Annotated in this window: 17 protein-coding genes and 1 pseudogene; 3 read left to right on the top strand and 15 right to left on the bottom strand. The window is 51.7% G+C overall.

Translation table 11 applies throughout. The annotated features are described in order from the left end of the window. The first annotated feature begins 37 nt into the window (after nucleotides 1-37). Entirely contained in the window at nucleotides 38-691 is a 654-nt protein-coding gene (locus tag CFERDRAFT_RS04175; RefSeq protein WP_006365966.1) for an HAD family hydrolase, read from the top strand. A gap of 166 nt (nucleotides 692-857) precedes the next feature. Here the strand turns inward: CFERDRAFT_RS04175 and CFERDRAFT_RS04170 are convergent, their stop codons facing one another. Next, the gene (locus CFERDRAFT_RS04170) at nucleotides 858-1,931 is read right to left on the bottom strand and encodes a metallophosphoesterase (protein ID WP_006365965.1); all 1,074 of its coding nucleotides are present in this window, start codon (nucleotides 1,929-1,931) and stop codon (nucleotides 858-860) included. 306 nt (nucleotides 1,932-2,237) lie between these two features. On the opposite strand from CFERDRAFT_RS04170, the gene trmH reads away from it, so the two are divergent. Both trmH and CFERDRAFT_RS04160 read left to right on the top strand, forming a co-directional pair. Then, nucleotides 2,238-2,885 carry a tRNA (guanosine(18)-2'-O)-methyltransferase TrmH gene (gene trmH / locus CFERDRAFT_RS04165; RefSeq protein WP_006365964.1) on the top strand — a complete coding sequence of 216 codons (648 nt, stop codon included), beginning with the start codon at nucleotides 2,238-2,240 and terminating at the stop codon, nucleotides 2,883-2,885. Nucleotides 2,886-2,909: 24 nt separating this feature from the next. Then, nucleotides 2,910-3,305 carry an NUDIX hydrolase gene (locus CFERDRAFT_RS04160; RefSeq protein WP_006365963.1) on the top strand — a complete coding sequence of 132 codons (396 nt, stop codon included), beginning with the start codon at nucleotides 2,910-2,912 and terminating at the stop codon, nucleotides 3,303-3,305. Between the two features lie 13 nt (nucleotides 3,306-3,318). On the opposite strand, the gene CFERDRAFT_RS04155 is transcribed toward CFERDRAFT_RS04160, so the two are convergent. From CFERDRAFT_RS04155 to CFERDRAFT_RS04090, 14 genes and pseudogenes are all read right to left on the bottom strand, one after another. Then, complete coding sequence (locus tag CFERDRAFT_RS04155; protein ID WP_006365961.1) at nucleotides 3,319-5,979, bottom strand: cation-translocating P-type ATPase; 2,661 nt, start codon at nucleotides 5,977-5,979, stop codon at nucleotides 3,319-3,321. A gap of 94 nt (nucleotides 5,980-6,073) precedes the next feature. After that, nucleotides 6,074-9,730: a DUF3683 domain-containing protein gene (locus CFERDRAFT_RS04150; protein ID WP_006365959.1), complete on the bottom strand. Its 3,657-nt coding sequence runs from the start codon at nucleotides 9,728-9,730 to the stop codon at nucleotides 6,074-6,076. Nucleotides 9,731-10,069: 339 nt separating this feature from the next. Then, complete coding sequence (locus CFERDRAFT_RS04145) at nucleotides 10,070-11,350, bottom strand: hypothetical protein (protein ID WP_040433123.1); 1,281 nt, start codon at nucleotides 11,348-11,350, stop codon at nucleotides 10,070-10,072. Between the two features lie 228 nt (nucleotides 11,351-11,578). Then, nucleotides 11,579-12,337, bottom strand: a complete 759-nt coding sequence (locus tag CFERDRAFT_RS04135) for an SDR family NAD(P)-dependent oxidoreductase (RefSeq protein WP_006365956.1) — start codon at nucleotides 12,335-12,337, stop codon at nucleotides 11,579-11,581. Nucleotides 12,338-12,357: 20 nt separating this feature from the next. Then, complete coding sequence (locus CFERDRAFT_RS04130) at nucleotides 12,358-13,227, bottom strand: glycosyltransferase family 2 protein (protein ID WP_006365954.1); 870 nt, start codon at nucleotides 13,225-13,227, stop codon at nucleotides 12,358-12,360. A gap of 80 nt (nucleotides 13,228-13,307) precedes the next feature. Further along, entirely contained in the window at nucleotides 13,308-14,588 is a 1,281-nt protein-coding gene (locus CFERDRAFT_RS04125; protein ID WP_006365953.1) for a hypothetical protein, read from the bottom strand. Beyond that, a complete protein-coding gene (locus CFERDRAFT_RS04120; RefSeq protein ID WP_332248023.1) occupies nucleotides 14,589-14,906 on the bottom strand; it encodes a DoxX-like family protein in 318 nt (105 codons plus the stop codon). Nucleotides 14,907-14,985: 79 nt separating this feature from the next. Then, nucleotides 14,986-18,102 carry an efflux RND transporter permease subunit gene (locus CFERDRAFT_RS04115; RefSeq protein ID WP_006365952.1) on the bottom strand — a complete coding sequence of 1,039 codons (3,117 nt, stop codon included), beginning with the start codon at nucleotides 18,100-18,102 and terminating at the stop codon, nucleotides 14,986-14,988. Then, nucleotides 18,099-19,001, bottom strand: a complete 903-nt coding sequence (locus tag CFERDRAFT_RS04110; protein WP_006365951.1) for an efflux RND transporter periplasmic adaptor subunit — start codon at nucleotides 18,999-19,001, stop codon at nucleotides 18,099-18,101. The genes CFERDRAFT_RS04115 and CFERDRAFT_RS04110 overlap by 4 nt, the downstream gene beginning before the upstream one ends. Further along, nucleotides 18,985-19,203 (bottom strand): hypothetical protein, encoded by a 219-nt coding sequence (locus CFERDRAFT_RS11660; protein ID WP_050770625.1) that lies wholly within the window; start codon nucleotides 19,201-19,203, stop codon nucleotides 18,985-18,987. Before CFERDRAFT_RS11660 ends, CFERDRAFT_RS04110 begins: the two co-directional genes overlap by 17 nt. A gap of 207 nt (nucleotides 19,204-19,410) precedes the next feature. Then, nucleotides 19,411-20,142 (bottom strand): PhoU domain-containing protein, encoded by a 732-nt coding sequence (locus tag CFERDRAFT_RS04105; protein WP_006365950.1) that lies wholly within the window; start codon nucleotides 20,140-20,142, stop codon nucleotides 19,411-19,413. Nucleotides 20,143-20,247: 105 nt separating this feature from the next. Next, nucleotides 20,248-20,924: pseudogene (gene phoU, locus CFERDRAFT_RS04100) on the bottom strand (phosphate signaling complex protein PhoU). 18 nt (nucleotides 20,925-20,942) lie between these two features. After that, nucleotides 20,943-21,803, bottom strand: a complete 861-nt coding sequence (pstB, locus tag CFERDRAFT_RS04095) for a phosphate ABC transporter ATP-binding protein PstB (protein WP_006365947.1) — start codon at nucleotides 21,801-21,803, stop codon at nucleotides 20,943-20,945. 6 nt (nucleotides 21,804-21,809) lie between these two features. Further along, on the bottom strand, nucleotides 21,810-22,284 hold a 475-nt coding region (locus CFERDRAFT_RS04090; protein ID WP_006365946.1), incomplete at its 5' end, for a PstA family ABC transporter permease.

Raw genomic sequence — 22,284 nt, 5'->3', positions numbered from 1 at the left:
CATCCCGGCATCACGCTCCATAAACAGAAAACAACCTATGTTCAAGGCGGTTATATTCGATCTCGACGGCACCCTCCTCGACACCCTCGCGGATCTGCTCACAACACTCAACTCGGTGCTTGCCCGGCACAACTACCCCACCCACTCAATCGACGAGTGTCGCTATCTGGTCGGCCACGGCATGAGAGAGCTGGTCAGAAAGGCACTGCCTGAAGGTGTCGCCACCGTGGATATTATTGACCGACTGCTACCCGAATTTATGGAAGAGTATACACTCAACTGGAACATCAATTCACGACCATATCCCGGCATAGCCGAAATGCTTGACTCCCTGAAAAAGAGGGGAATAAAAACAGCGATTCTTTCAAACAAGGCTGATCAATTCACCCTGCTTTGTGCGGAGGAACTTCTCGGGAACTGGAAGTTTGATGTGGTGATGGGTCAGCGAAACGGCATACCCTCAAAACCGGACCCGACAAGCGCCCTTTCTGTCGCAGCAGAACTCGGTGCCGAGCCCTCAGAGATCCTCTACGTCGGCGACAGCGGCATCGACATGCAGACCGCCACAAGAGCCGGATTTTACCCTCTCGGCGTCCTCTGGGGCTTCCGTCCCGAAAGCGAACTGCTCGAGTTCGGCGCCAAAAGTCTTGCCGCCCACCCGGACGATATCATCACCCTGATTGAAAAGTGACTGGAAGCAGTGGGAGGCGTTCAGGGCACCGCTATTATTTGTCGTGAGCAGTTAGAGAGCGAGGCGAACGGAGCGAAGAAACCGGAATGTACATGCAGTACATGAGGATTTCGAGCACCGCCCAACGAAGCTATCGAATTGCGGAACAGATTAATAGCGGTCTCCCTCAGGCGAGCAGGTGGAGTCGGGAGAAGACATAGTCAAGCGAGTCCTCGTTCAGGACAACCCGTGAAAAACCGGTCGAACCAAGCTCAACGGGGCGGTTATCGCGATCACTGGTAAATCTCCGGCTCTGTTTGCCGTTGTACCAGTAGACCAGTCTGATCTTGCTCCCTTCGATTTCAAGCGCAGTGATGCCCCGTTTTCCGATAGCACAACCGGAGTTGAAGACACTGGGAATGGTGAGGTTATTGTAGAGGCCACTCCGGAGACCTATTTTTTTACCCTCCTTGTAACAGGCTGCAAGCTCTGTTTTCAGGGCTGCAATTTTTCTTTCGATAGTCGCGCGGGTTTCACTCCCGGCTGTCGAGTAGGCCCGGCAGAGCTCTTCAATACGAAAGTTCAGAAAATCCACTTTCGAGAGCGATTCAAAGAGGGGACGATGGGTATGGCCGATGATAGAGACAATCTTGGCCTGGTTTGAAAACTCGTAGATTGACTTCTCTATGGCAAACCTCCGGCGGCTGTTGTAGGCGCTTGAAAAATTCCGTATACCCACAGGTTTGGCTATATAGCGAAGGAAAAAGATGATTGAGCGGCTGACAATCGGGTAGGTCTCCCAAAAGAGTACCGAAGCCTGATGGCCGTGAAAGAGCAGGAGTGTTTCATCGCCGTAATGAAATTTCAGCGATTCAATCATCGATGAAGCAAGCGGGTAATCAGGCTCCTCAATCAGACCCGAATCATGGTTTCCGTAGATTTTCCAGAAAAACCCGTTTTGCTGAAACTTCAGAAAGAGATCGTACAACGCACTCCACTCTGAAACGATGCTGTCAAGAGGAAACTTCAGCAGCTCCTCGATATCACCGTTAAGCACCAGATTATATTTTTCGGGCAGATAGTAGCTCTCAAGCATGGTCCTGACAAGTTCGGCATTTCGGCGAAACTCGTCACGCCTGCCACCATTGCCCATATGCAAGTCACTCAGTATAAGCACCCTTGATGATGGATCAAGAGTTACCGGCGTTGCTTTCTTGAGAAGCCGGTCAAGGTGGGGATGTTTTTTATCATGAATACTCATAGTATTACAGGCAGATCCTTGCGGCGCGAAACTGAACACTTCACCCGCCGGCCAACCCGACGCTCTCCTTCATACGGTTCCGAAAGAGGGATGATGCTGATGGCTATCCCCCTGTTATTATTGTTTGAAATTTACTAACCATTCCCGTTAAAACACTTACTATTGATATAGTTATTTTTTTTTACCCTCGCAACCGGCCCCGTCGGATCGGGTAGTGTCACCCCCCGGTCGGGAACTGAAGCGTATCCATAAAATTGAAGCAACACGAAAAAACGGGTTGCTTGTTCTTCATTACAGATTTCCATCATGATCTCTCCTGATCGATTCCGCAAAATCCGGCACATGCTGCTTCATCGGCAGCCGGACCTGACCGTTGTCATGGACAATGTCAACAAGGCACACAACCTCTCGGCCATTATCAGGAGCTGCGATACGGTCGGTATCGGTGAGCTTCATGCGGTTTCATACCGTAAATCGATCTATACAGAGCAGGATGCGGCGGCAGGGGCAAGCAAATGGACTACCCTCCACCTCTACCATGAGATGGCAACGGTGTATAAAAAGCTCTCCGACCAGAATATGCAGATCCTTGTTGCATCCAGCAGTGCCGGGTGCATGGACTTCAGAAACATCGACTATACGATGCCGACCGCCCTTGTTGTCGGTGCCGAATGGGACGGGATTTCCGAAGCTGCACTTCATGGTGCGGACCAGACGATTGCAATTCCCATGTTCGGGATGGTGGAATCCCTCAATGTCTCGGTAGCCACAGCTCTTATTCTTTTTGAAGCCCAGCGTCAGAGAAGCGCAAAAGGGATGTATGACTCCTTGCAGATGGAACCCGGATTATTCCACCAGACTCTTTTTGAACTGGCATATCCGCGTCTGAGCCGTGAACTCCGGCAGGAAGGGACGCCGTATCCCCGGCTTGATGAAGAGGGCAGAATTTGCTGATCATGATTAAATAACTGTATCTCCATGAAACACACCGGTACCAGTATCATCTTCCATAACAGCAAGCAACAGGTTCTGCTCATGCTCCGCGATAACATCCCCACCATTCCCTACCCCGGAATGTGGGATCTGCCCGGTGGTCATGTAGAGCCGGGTGAAACTCCTGCTGAGTGCATTGCAAGGGAGATGATGGAAGAGATTGAGATCAATGTTGAGGGGTGTACACTCTTTCGCTCCTATGATTTTTCAGACCGGACAGAGTATGTATTCCTGAAACAGGCTGAACTGAACATTGAGGAAATTGTGCTGCATGAAGGAGAGATGCTCCGGTGGTTCAGCCGAAGTGACGTTGAAAATACCGAACTTGCCTACGGCTTCAACCTGGTGGTTTCGGACTTTTTCGCCGCATTAAACCCTTGACTCAAGAGCGAAATCACCTGAATAATCCCTTGCGCAAAAACCATTTGAGGAGTTCAATGACAGGCACAACCGTCGCGGCCGAAGAGATCACAATGAGCCAGTCTTCGCCGGTGAGCAGGAAGGTGCCGAAGGGTTTGCGGAGTACCGGAATGAAAATGATGGCAGCAAGCATCACCAGCTCCCAGAGGATGGCGATGTTGAGCCATTTGTTGGCGAAGGGACGATGCAGGATCGATTTTGTTTCGGAACGGAAGTTATAGGCCTTGAAAAACTGGATCAGGACAAGGGAGACAAAGGTCATGGTCATGGCCTCCTGAAGCGATCGACCGGAAGCCATCGCCCACTGAAAGAGCGAGATATTGACTATGGTTGACCAGATACCGCCCGTGAGCATCAGGGCAAGCACCGGGCGGGTAAATATCCCCTTTTTGGGATCGGTAGGCCGACGGAGCATGATACCCTCTTCAGCCGGGTCAACGGCAAGAGCAAGGGCCGGCAACCCGTCAGTGGCAAGATTGACATAGAGAATCTGCACGGCGGTAAGGGGGAGAGGAATACCCATCAGGGTGGCAAAAGCCATCAGGCCGAGCTCGCCGATATTGGAGGAGAGCAGATAGGTCAGATACTTCTTGATGTTGTCGTAAATCCCCCGCCCCTCTTCAACGGCGGCAACAATGGAGGCAAAGTTGTCATCGGTGAGCATCATGGCCGATGCCTCCTTTGAAACATCGGTACCGGTAATGCCCATGGAGATGCCGATATCGGCTCTCTTGAGGGCGGGAGCATCGTTCACCCCGTCACCGGTCATGGCCACAACCTCTCCGTTTTTCTGCAAAGCTTCAACAATGCGGAGTTTGTGTTCGGGCGCCACACGCGCAAAGACCGATATCGAACCGGCCGAACGGGAGAGCTCTTCGTCACTCATCCCCTGAAGCATCATGCCGGTCACTACCCTGCCGTCGGCGAGAATCCCGAGTTCACCGGCAATAGCTTCGGCTGTCAGCGGGTGGTCTCCGGTAATCATGACCGGACGGATACCCGCGGCAATACACTGCCGGACGGCTTCAGCAGCTTCAGCTCTCGGTGGATCGATCATGCCTGCAAAACCAAGAAAGGTCATCCCTGTGGCAGCACCATCAAATGCAGCTCCGGGTTTCACAGCAAGAGCAAGCACCCGAAGCGCCTTTCTGCCGAGCCCGTCCGCTTCAAGAAGGAGTGCCGATTTTTTCACCTCATCCAGCTCCTGAACACCTTCAGCGATACGAACATGAGTGCAAAGATCGAGCAGAACCTCCGGCGCCCCCTTGGCAATGGTTTTGACTGAATCGCCGTCCCGATTGGTGGTCATCATCCGTTTGGTTTCAGAAGAGAAGGGCTGCTCATCAAGCCGTTCATGCTCGATCTGAAGCTGATCCTCCTGCAATCCGGCCTTCCGGGCCAGAACAAGCAGTGCGCCTTCGGTCGGATCACCCGCGACCGTCCACCCCCCTTCACTCTCTTTCACCATCCGGGCATCGTTGCAGAGTACGCCAGCTAAAAGCAGCTCATGCAGGCTTTCAGGAAGGGGTTTTCCTCCGGGAACCGTGAAGGAACCTTCCGGATTATAACCCGAACCGCTTACCTCAATGAGGGTACCGGAGGTATAGAGCACCCGTACCGTCATCTCGTCACGGGTGAGGGTACCGGTTTTATCGGAACAGATAACGGTTGTGCTGCCAAGGGTTTCAACCGCGGAGAGGCGGCGCATGAGGGCATGGCGCTTCACCATCCGCTGTACGCCGAGGGCAAGGGAGATGGTGACAACAGCAGGGAGCGCCTCGGGTACAACGGCTACGGCAAGGGCAATGCCGAAAATAAGCATCTCGATAAATGACTGGCCGCGAAAAACACCGAGCGCAACAATCACCAGCACAATAACAAAAGCGGCACGGGCAAGCGCCGAACCGACCTTGTCAAGATTTTTCTGAAGGGGCGTTTTTTCGCTCTCAACCTGCTGCAGCATGGCGGCAATCCTGCCGAACTCGGTCTGCATACCGGTTGAGACCACCACAGCGGTGGCACGCCCGTAACTGATTGAGGTGCCGGCAAAAACCATATTGCGCCGGTCACCGGGGCCTGCAGCTTCAGGGAGAATAGCGGCGGCCTCTTTTTCAGAAGGAAGTGACTCCCCTGTCAGTGAAGCCTCATCGGCACGCAGGTTGAGCGCTTGCAGCAGCCTCGCGTCTGCCGGAACCCGGTCTCCGGCAGCAAGCATCAGGAGATCACCGGGAACCAGATCGACAGCATTGACGGTAACCTCCTTTCCGTCACGTCGAACTCTGGCCAGCGGAGCCGCCATCTGGCGAAGCGCCTCAATGGCTTTCTCTGCCTTGAACTCCTGTATAAAGCCGAGCAGCACGGCAAAAAGAACAATAACAGCAATGGCTACAGCCTCAAGCGTGTGACCGAGAAAGGCGGAGAGAAGTGTTGCAATGAGAAGGGTGATAATCAGCACATTGCGGAACTGATCAAGAAGGAGCTTCCAGGCTCCTGCCCTGCGCTCGGCCTCAATCCGGTTCGGTCCGTATATGCCGAGCCGTGAAACCGCCTCAATGGAGCTGAGCCCCTCGGAAGTTGATGCGAGTTTTTGTTGCGTCTCTTCAGCAGAGAGTGAATGCCAGACCATAACAATCATATTCAGCTCCGGTAAGTGGATCTCATCTGTTTGTTCCGAAACCCGATTACGGCGTCGGGCGGCACCCGATAATAACCGTGGCTGTCACGTTCTGTTAAAACGTCACCCTGGAGGCTTTGGAGGCCTGGTTCAGCATAAGGTCACGCCAACCCGGACCGGATAGTTTTTCGGCCAGTGCAACCACAATATGGAGCGGCTCTATTCCAAGGTCAAGATTCCGGCCAAGCCCCTGCACACAGGAGGGACAGTTGGTCAGAATGATCGTGCTCGCCGTGTGCTCCCTCGTCTCCTGAATGGCATCCCTTTTGCGATGCAGCATGGAATCGGTAATGTCGGGCCGTGAGAGCGAGAGCGTACCGGCCTCCGAACAGCAGTGAGGCACCGGAGTCACTCTGCTGAAACCACCAATTGCTCCAAGGGTCTCTGCAGCCTTGCCGTTAAGAGAGTCATGACAGGGAGCGTGGTAGAGATACTCACCCTGTGCATCAAGTTTCAATCCTTTTTCAATGCCGTAGGCGGCAACATCGATAATTTTGCCGCCAAAGAGCTTGCCGGTTTCAATAGCATCAAGCCCCTCCATACAGGTGCCGCAGGTAACCACACAGGCATCAAAGTCAAGGTAGGAGAACATCTCCCGGATCTGGCTGAAGAGCACGGTGTTGCGAAGTACCATACTCGAATACTGGTCGCTCTTGGCATTGACATGCGCAGGAAAACCGCAGCAGAGGAATGGAGGAGGAAGCACCACCCTTGTGCCGAGCTCAAGCAGAAGATGAATGGCCGCCATCGAGATGGTGGAGTTCAGACGTTCGGAACCGCATCCCGGAAAGTAGAATATATTGCCTTTCACCTCACCCGCCGGTTCAAAAACAAGTACCTGGTCGGGGCCGCACTCAGGAAGAAGGTCACGCAGGGTATCTTCCGGCACAGGAGGCACGGCAGAACGAAGCAGTCTGAGCGGATAGAGTGCCGGAGGGTCATTTTCCGGCTGAAGCGGTGCAGAGAGTCTGTGCGCGGCCCGCTGGGCCATTCCGCCTGCGCGGAGCACCGTTTTACGGAAGAGCGAGTTAAATGCCGGTGAGCGGCTGTTAAGATAGCTCAGGGTCAATTCCGTGACCGGTGAGGAGTGTTTGAAACCCCACTCCGAAAGAATTTCCCGTTCGAGCACCGAAACCTCGCCGGTATCGATATCCACCGGACAGGGTTTGAGGCATTTGTGACAGATCGTGCAGTGATCGGCAATCTCTTCAAGCCATTTCAGCAGATCAAAATCGGTTGTACGCTCGCGCTGGGCGTCAAAAAGCAGCGCTTCGATAAGCGAACCTATCGCCAGATTCTTGTTGCGCGGGTGATAGAACATCCCCCTTGCCGGATAGTAGACGCAGCAGTCGGTCTTGCACTTGCCGCACCGGATACAGTAGTTGACCTTCTTTGAAAGCTCCTCGATCTGTGCCCGTTTGAGAATATGCGCCTCAAGTTCAAGCAGATTGAAGGAGGGGGTAAAAATGTGCTCAAGTGCCTCAAAATCGTCAAGTTTACCGGGGTTCATCATCCCCTTCGGATCAACCTTGAGACGATACGCTCTAAGCTCCTCGACAATAGCCTTGTCAAGGTATTTAAGCTTGGTAACACCGATACCGTGCTCGCCGGAAACAACGCCTCCCAGCGCAACCACTTTTTCCATAACCCGGTCAATCACCTTGTCCGCCCGCTCAAGCATGGGGCGATCGTTGGAGAGAACCGGCACATTGACATGAACATTGCCGTCACCGGCATGCATGTGTGTAGCCAGCACAATACGGCGGTCCCGCACCTGATGGTATGCTCCATCCAGAGCGGATTCAATATCAGGATAGCCCTGTACCAGCTCGCCGAGCTCCCTGCGGAGCTCATCGATGATCGTATGCATGCGCAGGGCTTCAGGCGAAAGTGAACCAATCTTTTCGTCAAACAAACCACAGAGTTCCACTCCTGCCGGAATCTTGGAGGCAAACCGGCTATCATCATCCTTGACCTTCGACGTCGAAAGAATTTCAGCGGCCCGTTTGACAAACCGTCGTTGTGCATACCGCTCTTCGGCAATATTGAGCTCATCGATAAATCGTGAAAATTCCGCAAGCGCTTCAAGGGGAATAACAATGTCCTCGTTGAGCTTGAAGGCATTGGTCCGCCGGGCAATGGCTCCGAGCTTTTTGCGATCCGCCCAGAACCGTACCGCTTCGGCACTGTCCCCGGCTTCAAACATAAGGGTATTGGGATGGTGCTCAAGCAGACTCTCCACCCGCGAAACTCCGCTCTTCACCTCTTCGGGGCTGTTGCCGGCAATATCAATGAGCAGCACTGCTTTGGGAGTCTGTGCTCTCGGGGCCTTGACCTTGTAGTCGATAGCACGGATATACTCATCATCAAAATGCTCAAGGGCAAGCAGAGCTTCGCGATTCTCGGAAAGCAGCGGGAATATTTTCGAGAGCTCAACAATAACCCGGCTGGCTTCATCCATATCAGGCCCGAAGAACTCCAGACAGAGCGTCTTTTTTTCGGGATACCTGGGATAAAGCACAAAAACAGCAGAGGTGATGACTCCATCGGTTCCCTCCTTCTGAAGACCGGGAACACCACCGAGCGCCTTGTTGGTAATATCCTTCCACAACCCTTTTTTACGGATATCGGTACCGAGCAGTTCAATACATTCAAGCTGTGTGCCCGAATCGCTCCACACCTCAAAAGTGACCCGGTCTTCATGCAGAATTTTACGCAGCCGGTGATCGACCCGTTTTACCGTCCAGTTCTCGCCTGAGGGCATGGCCATCCTCCACTCAAGCAGATTGTCGATGCAGGTACCCCAGCGAACAGCCATCTTCCCGCCGGCATTCTCAGCAATGTTGCCGCCCACCGTACAGGACCACTCGCTGGTCGGGTCGGTAGCAAAAACAAGGCCATGCTCATCAGCCTCCTCCATCGCTTTTTCAGTAACCACACCGGCCTCGACCTCAATCACCGAAGCCTCTGCCGACATACCGTTGTCAAGCGTAAAGTCGCGAACCGAAATCCCCCTGATCCGGTTAAGTTTTTCCATATTGATAATCACGCAGCGGGAGCGGAGCGGTACAGCCCCGCCGGTCAGGCCTGTACCGGCCCCCCTGGGGATAATGTTGAGTCCCATACCGGCAATAGCCGTAATCAGCGGAGCAACCTGTGACTCCTCGTCAGGAGTCACAACCGCTGACGGCAGATGAAGTCGCCAGTCCGTGGCATCAGTTGCATGGGCAGCAAGGGAGAAGGGATCAAAAAGCACATTTCCGGGACCGACAACCGCGCCGAGTTCGCGCTTCAGGCGGCGGCGAAGCTCCGGAGTTTTTTTGACAGCCGAACGGAATCGCTCAAGCTGCTCCCGTACTGCGGCAACAATAACCGTCACCCTTGTCTCGCCGTTGGCAGAGCCGGCAATCGTGTCGAGCTCCTGGAATGCCCGTTCAAAAAGCCGCCGGCGACGGGTTGGAGAGTCTACCAGCTCCTGAAAAAGAAAGGGGTTGCGCCGGTGAATAAGAATTTCGCCGATAATGCCCATCATCAACCGTGCAGAGCGCCCGGTCACCCGCCGTTCGCGCAGTTCATCAAGCAGTCGTACAATCTCCGGACCCATAAGAAAGGAGATCGCCTGCCGGTCACCGGCAGAGGTATAGTTGAACGGGATTTCACGCGGGGCAGTTATGGCGGCAATCACTGATTCAGGGCCTGTCATTAAGGTCATGGATAGAAAGAAAAAATGTTCCCCTGCATCGGCTGATCCCGAAACCCGATCATGGTTTCCGGATTTTCTTCCATGCAGATTTCAGGCAGAAAGAGGTGACGCAGCATAACAGGGGTTGAAATCTCAATAAAACCGATAGTTCAATTGATCATCACTCGCGACAATCAACAGCAGTCCCTTAAGGTAATAAACCGCATTCAAAGGTTGAACATTCCGAAAAAAATATCTCCTGGGCAGTTGCAAATGCTCAAGTGGATGAACGGAAACAAAACGCCCGGAACACTTCTCCTGTTCCGGGCGAATAAAGGGCGCATTCTTCGCTATGAAAGCGCTGAACGGTTACGGCTTGCAGCGGGTGGACTTGCCTGCATAATCGATATATCCCCCGCCATTCATTGGCAGCAGATTGAGGCTGCCAATGGGATTTTCGCGGTTAAGCCATTGTATGCAGTCGCTCTTGATCCAGTCGCAGAACTCCCCCTGAAAGCCGCCTTCCGAAGGATAGATATTGATGAACTCCTTCAGCAGGGCATTGACAAAGAGGCTCTCCTCTCCGCATGACTTGTAGGTATCTTTTCCAACACCGGCAGGACAGTTTTTCGCAGAGTCAGCCAGAGCGCACAACTCGCTGTTTTCAGTCAGGTAGCCACTGTGACTGCCGCGAGCAACATTGGCAACCACTGCCCAGGAGTTGCTCCCCTCTGGTGCAAGCTGAGCGAACTGGGTATTGGTGTCACCCGGAGTAGCAGACCATGCGGGAGGGTTGGAGTTTTTACTGTTGAGGCAGGCACAGTCATACTGGCCGACAATCATCAGAATCGGGAGCTTTTTTGCAGCAAGAGCTTCGCGGTATGGCTGCATACCGGGAATCAACGGAGGAAGGATTTTCTGGTCAACCGGTGAAAGCTGCAAAAGTCCTACCGGATTAGCCCTCTCGTGCGGCTGCCATTTTGACATCCGTTCCGTGTATTCCGGTAAAAACTCACGATCAAAAATCACCGGATCGAATAACCGGTATGATTTTCTTCCAAGCTCCTGCAGTGTCTCAAAGCCGCAGGCTGCTGCCTGTGCATGCGCACCGCCTACTGAGTGACCGGCAAAAATCACATTATTACATCCCGGCTTCATGAACCGGTTTTTTTCGGCCGCATTTGGATCAAAAATTTCAAGCCCCCGGTTTTTCTCTTCCTGCCGGAAGAAAAAATCGGTAGCACCATACTTGATGAGATAGGAGGCTGCAGCATAGGCCTCCTGTCCGACTCTCGGATTGCCGCCTATATCAATCCAGGGAACCCCTTCAAACTGCATATGCGAGGTGGTAACAAAGGCCATGGCCCAGTTTTTTTCAACAATTGCCGAGGAGTAATTGTAGTAGGCTGAAGGATTGATACCGAAAAGCGGATTGTCATCAGTGAAGGCACCGATAATTTTTTTTGGATAAAAGAGCAGGTCGTTGCCGATCAGGAAGCCGTGGTTGAACATGACAAGGCCTTCTGCTTTGCGGTTTTCAGGATAAAAAACTTCGATGACCACCTCCATGAACTGGGGGATCTGCCAGTCATACTGTATCCATGCATGGATACGGTCAAAACAGTAGTTATTAATGCGAATCGGCTTCATGACTGATGGTATTCTGGTTGAGGGAAACGATACTTCACGTTTGAAACAGAAACAGGGATTCAGCAGCAAAAAAAAGAGCAATGCGCCGCATCTCATTTACTCTCAATATACGCACTACATAAACATAATCACAAGAAAAAGAGACGTTTTGAAACTCTTAAACGCATAAATAAAGGGCAGATATCAATAAAATATGAGAATTGGCGGTTTTTCCCTGTTCCGGAAGTTTCAGAGTCTCGCGCCTCCGGAAATCTCGATGATCTGACCGGTAATAAATGCAGCATCATCGGAGGCAAGAAAAAGCGCACAGCGGGCAACATCATCCGGTGTTGCAACCCGGCCGAGCGGGTAACGCATTGCACACTCCCTCTTGAGCATCTCCCAGCGTTCCGGCCCGAGAGCCGCAACAAATGCAGGCACCTCGACAAGGGCTGGCGCAAGTGCATTGACGGTTATGCCGTACTGTCCGAGCGACATGGCAAGCGAACGGGTAAAGGCATAGATCCCTCCCTTGGCCGCAGAGTAGGAGAACTGGTTCGGACTGCCACGGTATACGAGCGAACTCATATTCACGATCCGGCCGGAACCCTGACTCTTCATCATGCGGGCGGCCTCCCGGCAGGAGATGATGCAGGACTTCAGGTTCAGGTCAAGATTGGCACTCATCTTCAGATAATCGATTCCGGTAGCATCAGCCGCAGGCTCACAGTCCCCTCCGGCAATGTTGACCACAATATCGATTTTCCCATAGCGTTCCAGAATCCTGCCGTAGAGTTCGCAAATCTCCTCCTCATGCATCATATCGGCCCTCACCGACATCCCGCTTCCCCCGGCAAGTTCAAGAAGAGCAAGTGTTTCATCGCATCCGGCCGTGTTGATGTCGGAGGCAATCACAATGGCTCCTTCAGCGGCAAAACAGAGTGCCGCAGCCCTTCCGATTCCCCCTGCTGCGCCGGTTATGAGCGAAATTTTCCCTGTCAGCCGCATGGGCCCTCCCTTATGCTGCATTACGACGGAACCGTCATGGATTTCCGTTCGGAAGATGGCGCGGCAAAAAGTCTGAATCCCATAAAGCTGGTCATCGACTGTACCGCGCAGTTGATTTTGCCGATAAAGAGATCAAGATCGGTAACCTCATGACTCTCATCAGAGGCCACCTGTACCATAAACTCCAGAAACTGCTGATAGCGAAGCTCCCCTATCTTTGACGAACAGGAGAGGTTTGAGATGCGAAATGCACACAACGGTTCATCTATAACAAGAAGATCACCATGTTTAAGCAGTTGTATCCAGAAATCAAGATCGATGGTATAGGGAACAATCGCGCTGTACCCTCTTGTTTTTTCAATCAGTTCGGCAGGATAAAGTCCGCAGACAGGCTCTCCGATGATGTTGGTCCCCATGCGGACAATTTTGCGGATCACTTCAACAGGATCCTTGCGTCCTGCATCAATAAAATTGAGCTTTTTAATAAGGGTCTTGCTTTCGGGATCAATGATGGTCCTCTGGCTGCTCACAAGACTCACGCCCCTGTTCAGCGGTTCATCAAAGGCAGCAACCTGTTTTTCAAGACAGTGCGGAAAAAGAATGTCGTCACCGCAGAGCAGCTTGACATACCTGCCCCGTACATTGCTGATCGCCTTGTTCCAGTTACCCTCCGGACCGAGGTTCTCCTCATTGCGGTAGAGCCTGATGCGTCTGTCCATGAATGACGATGCAATCTCGTATGAGTCATCGGTAGATTGGTCATCGTAGATCAGGAGCTCAAAATCGGTAAAGGTCTGAGCCAGTACCGAATTGATTGTTTCTCTGATAAAACGTCCATTATTGTACATCGGTATGGCTACCGTGACATATGGCCGGGGTATAAATACCATAGAGCAATATCCTCCAGTTGAACAATCGTTACATGCCGCCGGTATCTGTGCTCCGGGAAGTGAGGCAAACCGGCTGCATGTTATGCCTGCCGGTCGAGTTCCCGGTTGAGATTAATCCTGAGATAGTAGACTGACATTCCGAAAACAAAACCGGCTGCGCCGAGCAGGATGTTGTTTTCGAGAAAAAACGCGAGCAGTACCGCAATTGCCGAGAGCATCATCACCGTAAGCTGTTTAAATGCCCGCTGCATGGTGAGTTGCGAAAGGAGTGAGGAGAGAGCAAGCTCGCTTCGAAGCGTTTCAAGCGAGTTCCGGCGTACAATGGCCGGCAGGACAATGTAGAGTATACCGGTAAATGAAAAGGTGATCCATCCGAGCAGAGCGGCATGGGTATGCGAGTGATAAATCCACATTCGGTCGAGAGGAATCGGGGGTTTGGTGCCGAAATGAATCCCCTTCATGAAGAAGATATTCATGATTCCGAAAGCGCTTGTTGCAAAGAGAAGCGAAAGGCCGCTCAACAGAAAAGCGAGTGCCGGATGGTGAAAGTTCTTTTTGAAAAAGTTATGGAGATAGAGGGCAAAACTTCCGAGAAGCGCCATGACGCCGAGCAGCAGAAGATGGCTGATGAGCATCATTGCCAGATAGGATTCCGCAAGAATAACAATCAGAAAAAAGAGAACGCCACCAACGAAAACATAAAACCAGATACTGAACAACCGCTTGATCAGCTCCTTTTTTGACGAACGGCTCCAGGCATAGGTATAGAGAAAGCCCATCACACTGATACTGAGCGGAAAGGAGGAGCCGAGAAAATATGATGACTGGGTCACAAAAAAAGGAATAATTCCCGAATCGGGAAAGGCCTCTTTAAGACCGAGCGTAAAGAGCCCGAGATTGGCTACAAGCAGAAAAAGAACATCAAAGATATAATATCGAACCGAGACCTCCTTCCAGATTTTTGCCACAGAAAGCGTGGTAAAAATCTCCCGGAGAGGACCCGAAACAACAATGATGAGTAAAAGGCCGGTAAATGCCTTCAAAAGAGGCCAATCCATAAAGAGCGCAAGCGTAATCAGCCCGAGCGAGGAGAGAACAGCAAAGAGATAGCGCAGCTGCTTTTGAGGGTCAACAGCAAGTTCCGGATAGATGGCTGAGGTCAGATACCTGTTGAGCAGCAGTATGGCCGAGTTGCCGAAACCGATAAAGAACAGATAGGGATGCAGCTTCAAAAGAAAGAGATTGCCTGTCCAGGCCCCTGCTGCTCCAATAAAAGCAGCAACCGTGACAACAGTTACGGATACCGAAAGAAAGAGCCTGGCGATAGTGCTCAACTGACCATCAAAATCATTCGGCTTCATTCAGACTCCTGAGTTTAATTTTTTCAATTCCATCACAGCAATGATCGACAGGGCAATCAAGGCCGTATTAAGCGTCAGGGGATTGAACGGCAGGGTAAACATACCGGGTTCAAACAGGGCGACAAAAAGAAGCAGTCCGCTTAAAGTTAGCACATTGAGCCAAAAGACCCAACCTCGCCGGGCAACAAGCAGGAGCACTCCGAAGGCAATTTCAGCAACACCCATCCAGGTAACAGCAAGGCATGCCCATGCATAGACAGGAATAATGTGGCCAAGAAGTTCGGTTTCGCCGCTGCTGCAAAAGAGTAGTTTAGGCACAGCTCCTGATAGATCCAGGAAAAGGAGAGCGCTGCCCGGCAGATCAGAAGAGCAGGAGTCTGGTTTGAAAATAATCTCTTCACTTGACTTGGGGTTTGTGCCGTAAGGCGGAAATCTTCTGAAGCAGCCTGTCAAACCAGACGTAGACAACCGGAATAACAAGCAGCGTGAGAAACATCGAACTGGCAAGTCCGCCGACAAGGGCAACGGCAAGACCTGACTTCCACTCGGAACCCGAGCTGCCCGAGAGTGCAATCGGCAGCAGCCCGAAAATAAGCGTCAGGGTGGTCATGAGAATCGGCCGCAGTCGCTCTTTTGCCGATTCAATGATCGCTTCATGCATCTCCATCCCCTCAAGTCGGAACTTGTTGATGAAATCAACCAGCAGAATGGCATTTTTTCCCACAAGACCGACCAGCATGATGATGCCGAGTATGGTGAATATACTGAGCGATTTACCGGTGATGGCAAGGGCAAAAAGAGCGCCGATAATGGCAAGTGGAATGGAGAACATCACGACCATCGGCCAGGCGTAGGAGTCATAAAGAGCTACCATGATGAGATAGACAAAGATGATGGCAACCATAAATGAGAGCAGCATGGTGGTAAAAGACTCACCCTGCCGTTTCAGGTCCGATTCATAGGCGTGGCTTACCGTAGAGGGCATGATTCCTCGTTTTTTCATATTGCCGAGAACCCGCTCAATATCCTGCCCTACACTGCCTACCGGTCGGCCGATAACCTGGGCCTTTACCCAGACGGCATTGTTACGGTCTTTACGCTGAAGAATGGTATAACCCCGATCCTGCTCGAAGGAGACAAACTGGCCGAGACGAACCATCTCTCCCTGCGGGGTGCGAAAGGTGATCTCGGAAAGCGTTCCGGTATCCTGCCGGTAATACTTGTCAAGAATAACCCTGATATCGTACTCACTCTCCCCTTCGCGGTATTTTCCCGCCTCGTCTCCGGCATAGGCTGTGCGAAGTGCAGCTCCGACATCGGCAATGGAGAGACCGAAAGAGGCCATTTTTTCCCGATCAACGACAACACGCATTTCAGGACTGCCGGGTGATGAGGTCAACTTGACATCAGCAGTTCCGGGAATGGTTTTCACGCTGTCTCTGAGAGCTTCAGCCACACGCGTCACCTGCGCCCTCAAGGGGCCGCTGATAATGACAATAACCGGTGTCTCATTTGCGGTTCCGAAAATACCGATAGGATTGATGCTTGTCTTGAGTCCGGGTATATCTTTCAGGCCGACACGGATTTTCTGCATAATCTCATTGGTTGAACTCGACCGTTCCTCCTTGGAGGAGAGCCTTACATTGAGTTCCGAAATATTGTCGGCGCTCTGGTTGAAAAAGCCTTCAGTCGATGCTCCGACCGTCACCAGAAGCTTCTGCACCTCCGGCATCTGAGAGAGACGGCGCTCAACCATACGGGTCAGGCGATTGGTATCTTCAAGCCTTGTGCCCGGTTCAAGCTCCAGTTTCACTGAAAACTCTCCACGATCGGAGACCGACATGAACTCCCCGCCGATGAGGCCCAGTGCCAGAAGACTGAACGAGGCAAAAAGCAGTGCTATAGAAGAGAGCATAACTTTCAATGGATGTTTCAGACTCCATTGAAGCGTCTTCAGATAGGTTTCGCGCATGCGTTGAAAATTCCGTTCAAAACCGATGGCAAAACGTTCGAGCAGATTTTTACCGGAATATTTTTCAACTTTTGAGAATCTGGAGGCCAGAAGCGGAGTCAGGGTAAAGGAGACAAGCAGACTGACCAGTGTGGAGATCACCATGACAATCGAGAACTCACGCAGGATATTGCCGACAATCCCGCTGACCAGAGAGAGCGGAAGAAACACCACCACATCAACCAGGGTTATGGAGAGTGCTGTAAAGCCGATCTCGTTTCGTCCGGCAAGAGCCGCCTCACGAGGCTCTTCACCCCGTTCAAGATGGCGGTAGATATTTTCAAGCACCACAATCGAGTCATCAACCAGCACCCCGACCACCAGCGAAAGAGAGAGCAGGGTCATAAGGTTCAGGGAGAAGTCGAACAGGTACATACCGATAAAGGTGGTGACAAGCGATGTCGGAATCGAGACCAGCACAATGAGAGAATTTCTGAGACTGTGCAGAAAGAGCAGCATAACGAGTGCGACAAGCAGCACGGCAAGAAAGAGGTCATGCTGCACCGCCGTTACCGCTTCAAGCGTGAAAGTTGACGCATCCTGGGCAATATCAAACGAGAGGTTCCTGTCCTTGTAAAGGGTTTCAAGGCGGGAGAGTGCAACTCTGGTAAGACGGCTTACGTCAACCGTGTTGGCATCACTCTGCTTCATGATAACGATACCGACCGCACTGCGGCCGTTCACCCTTGTCAGTGAGGTGATCTCCTTGAACCCGTCCTCGACTTCCGCCACATCACGCAAATAAACCGTTCCGGCTGTGGCCGAAGAGCGCAGGGCAAGAGCCTGAAGCTCTTCAATAGTGGTAAACTTGCCGGCAAGCCTGACAACAAACTGCTTGTCACGATCATCAATTTTTCCGGTCGGAAAATCAAGATTGGCCTTTCCGACCTCCTTGAGAACATCGGGAACCGTCAGACTGTAACTCTGAAGCTTTTCAAGATCGATATTTACCCTGATCTCCCGCTCACTTCCCCCCAGAAGGTAGACCTGGCCGACGCCGTCAACACTTGAAAGCAAAGGCTTGACATTATCCTTGAGCAGTTGATAAAACTCCGTATCCGGCAGGGATGAGGTTGCCCCGATACGCAGTACCGGCACCTCGTCAAGCGCAAAGCGGGTAATGACCGGAGCCTTTGCCTCTCCGGGAAAGCGGTCGCGAACCTCATTGATCTTGCGCTGTGCATCCTGCAGCGACTTCTCGATATCCGCGGAGTTGGAAAACTCAATGGCAACAATCGAGAGGCCGTCAGACGAAGTCGATGTAATAGAGGAGATTTTTTCAATTGCCGAAACCGCCTCTTCAACCGGCTTTGTCAGCGATGTCTCAACCTCGCCGGGGGAGGCCCCGGGATAGCGGATTGAAACCGTAACAACCGGCGGAGTCATTTTCGGCAACAGCTCATACTGAAGCTGACGGTAGCTGAAAAGGCCGAGAATACCGAGCACACTGAAGAGCACGACAATGAGTGTCGGCCGTTTTATGGAAAGTTCAGTCAGTGTCATTTGCGAGGAGTGGTCTTCTTCCCGGTGATAACCGTCACATCGAATCCGTCGCGCAGCTCATCCTGACCGCTGATCACCACACTGTCACCCTCCTCAAGTCCGCTGACAACCTCTACGCTCTTCTGCAGCTCAAGACCGGCGACAATTTTCCTCAAAAAAGCTTTGCCGTTGCGTACCACAAAAACCTCAGGATTACGGATGCCGGTAAGAAGAGCTGCTCGGGGAACCAGGAGCGCTTCGCGCATGCCGTCGCCACGATAGAGCACCCGGGCAAACATTCCTGAACGGAAACCGGATTTTTCACTGTTCTTCAGCACCACCTCTACCCTGTAGGTGTGATCACGTCCCGCTTTGTCACTTACCGAACCTACTCTGCCGCTGAAACGCTCAGCCGGATAGAGATCGGAGGTTACCGTTAAAGCAACTCCCGGAGTGAACTTGATGATATCGCGTTCAGAGACAAAAACAATGATCTTGACACTCGACAGATCAACCATATGGGCAACCTTCATCCCCTCATGCACCAGCTCACCCTGTTCAACAAAACGCGAACTTACAACGCCTGAAAAAGGGGCCTTGATCCTTGAGTTGCTGAATTTCCGGCTGGCCGCCACAAACTCGGCTTCAGCACCTTCACACTGAAGCTGCACCGCTTCCAGGGCGGAAAGAGCAACCGCACCTTCACGGTAGAGGGTAGTGTATCGCTCAACATTTTTTTTCGCCTGCCTGTAGTTCAGCTCTGCCTGCTTGTGGCGGGCAGAGGCAAGCTCATCATCAATCTGAAAAAGTCCTTCACCGATCTTTTTTTGTGCTCCGGGTTCAGCAGAAACCCTTTTTACCAGTCCCCCCGTTTCCGAAAAAATATCCGCTTCCCTGATTGCTTCAACCGTACCGGTCATGCTCAGGCTGTCTCTGAGAGCCGCTTTGGAAATTCCGGGTTACCGAAACAGGAATACGGTCAAAAAAAAGCTTTGACTCCACTTTTTTGGGCTCACGGCGCTGCATAAATACAAAAAGAGCAAGGAGCAGCAGAAGAAACAGAAAAACAGAAAGCGGCTTGTTTTTCATCAGCCTTCCGGCTGTTGATCGAACATTCTTCATTGTTCAGAATTCATCAGATGGTCATGGGCAAGATCGGCATACGTTTCGTAACGAAAGCTTTACAAGCCCCGTAAATTCAGGAAATACTATCATCTCTTTTGATTTTCAAATAANAAAAAGCGAACTACGGTTCGCTTTTTTTATCACAATCAATCGATAAATCCGCCAGAGGGAAGCCGGAGGAAAAAAGCTTTAACCGGCATCAGCTCAACAGAAATGGGTTGCTATGGAACAGGAGATATCTGCTGCCGCCTTGACATGCTCAATAACGGAAAGGATACCGGTAAGATTGGTGATATTCTGATCATTCACCGATGCCTTTATCTTCGCCACCGCACTATCGTAAAGTGACTGGATCTCATTCATCATCACCAGCGTTTCACTGGCATGCTTTGCATTTCCGCTTACGAAAGCCTCCACGGACTTCTTGATCATTTCTGCGGTAATGTCGCCCATCGGTTTCAGACCGTACTCATCCTTATGCAGCTCCTGCACATTTGCAAACTCTACATATTCGGCTTTATCCGCAATATTGAGTGCTATCTGCGCAATTTTCTCAAGTTCCCTGAGTATCATTCGGGCATCTTTAACCGACTTGATATCCCCTTCACCGAGATTCTGGAATGTCGCGTAGGCTAGAGTAAGATATTCCACTTCAAACTTCCCTTTACGAATATACTCTTCATCAAACTTGAACGCTGATGAGGCAAGCTCAACGTTCTTCTTGGTTGATGCCCGAATGGAGAGCATCAGGTTGTTTTCAACGTTCGAAGAGAGTTTGGTGAGCTTCTGCTTGAGTGATTCAAGCTGCACATAAACGGTACCCTCGGGTTTTGTGGCAAGATTGAACTTGACCGGGTCAATCTTGATGGTAAAAGCGGTCGGGGTTGCTGATGTTTTCGGAGATTCACCGAAAATTTTTCCTAACAGTTTAGCCATAGGGTTCAAGCACCATGCGTTATATTTTTTAAGAAAATCCGAAGTGGCCCTAATTTAGCTGAGATACGGGATTAATTGCAAGAAAAAAACAACATCACGCTCTTTTTACTCTTCCAGCTGATCATAAAACCCCTCCTGATGGCGGACGATTTCACCGGTCACCAGATAGATCACCTCACGGGCAATCATGGTGGCATGATCAGCCATACGCTCAATGTAGCGGGAGATGCTCAATGCAGCCATAAGCTCATCGACCGCTGAGTCAGGACTTTTCATCAACAGGGTAACCCTTTTGAAGACCGTACGGTGCATCACATCAACCTCTTCATCCAGGGCACACACCTGATCAGCCAGACGTCTCTCCTTTGAGATGAAAGCCTGAATGGATTTTTTCACCATTTCACCGGCATGTACTCCCATCTTCTCGAACTCAAACGATTTCAGCATTTCCGGGCTGATTTCCGGCATCCGGTCGATAATGTGAACGGCCAGGTCACCGATACGCTCAAGATCATCATTGATTTTTATAATTGGTGACAGATGGTACGCAAATCTCTGGCCACCGGCTGCTGCAGGGCAAGAAAAGCCAGACAGCGCTCTTCAAGCCGTACCTCGGCTGCATCTATCTCGTCATCGACCAGCCTGATACGTCGGGCACTCTGTTCGTCCTGGTGCTTGACTGCATGCAGAGCATTGAAAAAGTTCTCAAGCACCTTGTCGGAAAGTTGTACGAGAACAAGCGAGAGCTCTTTTATAAGTTCATGAACCGGGCGGTCTGACATAGGAGTGAATAGGTTTCGTTAGCTGAATCTTCCAGTGATATAATCTTCGGTCATCGAGTCCCTGGGATTGGTGAAGAGCTGTGCGGTTGAAGCATGCTCGACCAGCATCCCCTCATAGAAAAACATGGTGTAATCCGAGACCCGTGAAGCCTGCTGCATGTTGTGAGTCACAATCATGATGGTATAGCTGCCCCGCAGCTCCTGGATCAGATCCTCGATCTTCGCCGTAGCTTTCGGATCAAGCGCCGAGGTCGGTTCATCCAGCAGCAGCACTTCAGGCTCAACGGCAAGCGTACGGGCAACACAGAGTCGCTGCTGCTGGCCTCCGCTGAGACCGAGGGCATTCTTGTCGAGCCGGTCGCACACCTCGCTCCAGAGCGCCGCCTTTTTCAGACTCCGCTCTACAATATCAGCCAGCGTTTTTTTGTCATTGACGCCATGCAGACGGGGCCCGTAGGCAATGTTGTCAAAAATGGATTTCGGGAAGGGATTGGGTTTCTGGAAAACCATGCCCACCTTCTTGCGCAACAGCACCTCATCGGTATACTTCCCATAAACATCGTTATTGTCAAAGAGCAGGGCTCCGGTGGTATGACAATTTGGAATCAGGTCGTTCATCCGGTTTATTGAGCGTAAAAAGGTGCTCTTGCCACATCCGCTCGGTCCGATAATGGCCGTCACATATTTTGAGAGAATATCGGCACTGACCTTCTTTACCGCTTCGAACTCCCCGTAATAGATCGAGAACTCTTTGGCAACAATGTGGGGAGTACCTCCTCCGGTTATCTTCTTCCGGGCCGGGGGCAGATAGATCTCCCTGGTGGATTTCTGTGCCGGCACATCGGGTGACGTCACCGTAACATCATCTGTCATGAGCATTATTCTTTAACCTTTTAATTTTTTGGAGATACGTGCTCTCAATACAATCGCCGAGAGATTCAGGAGCAGAACAATACTCACCAGCGCAAGTACCATACCGTACTGGACATGACGGATCTGGGCGGCGGCTTCATGCTCACTGGCAAGGTTGTAGATGTTCCATGAAAGCGCCGGGGTCGGAGAGGAGAAGACATCGGCCAGACCAATCGCGGAACCGACACTGACGGCGGCGGTAAAGATAATCGGGGCGGTCTCTCCTGCTGCACGGCCGAGACTGATCACCCCGCCGGTCAGAATACCGGGGAGCGCTGCCGGAAGAATCACGGTGGCAATGGTGTTCCATTTGGTTGACCCGAGACTGAGCGATGCTTCACGATAGGTTTTCGGAACGGCAAGTATCGCCTCTTCAGCCGCTCGGATAATGGTCGGCAGAATCATGATCGCAAGCGTGAGCGAACCGGCAATAACACTTTTCGATTCG

Origin of the sequence: Chlorobium ferrooxidans DSM 13031 (assembly GCF_000168715.1) — a bacterium.
GTDB classification, from domain to species: Bacteria; Bacteroidota; Chlorobiia; order Chlorobiales; family Chlorobiaceae; genus Chlorobium; species Chlorobium ferrooxidans.
The sequence above is the reverse complement of the archived record's forward strand: the minus strand, read 5'-3'. Positions and strand labels throughout refer to the sequence as shown.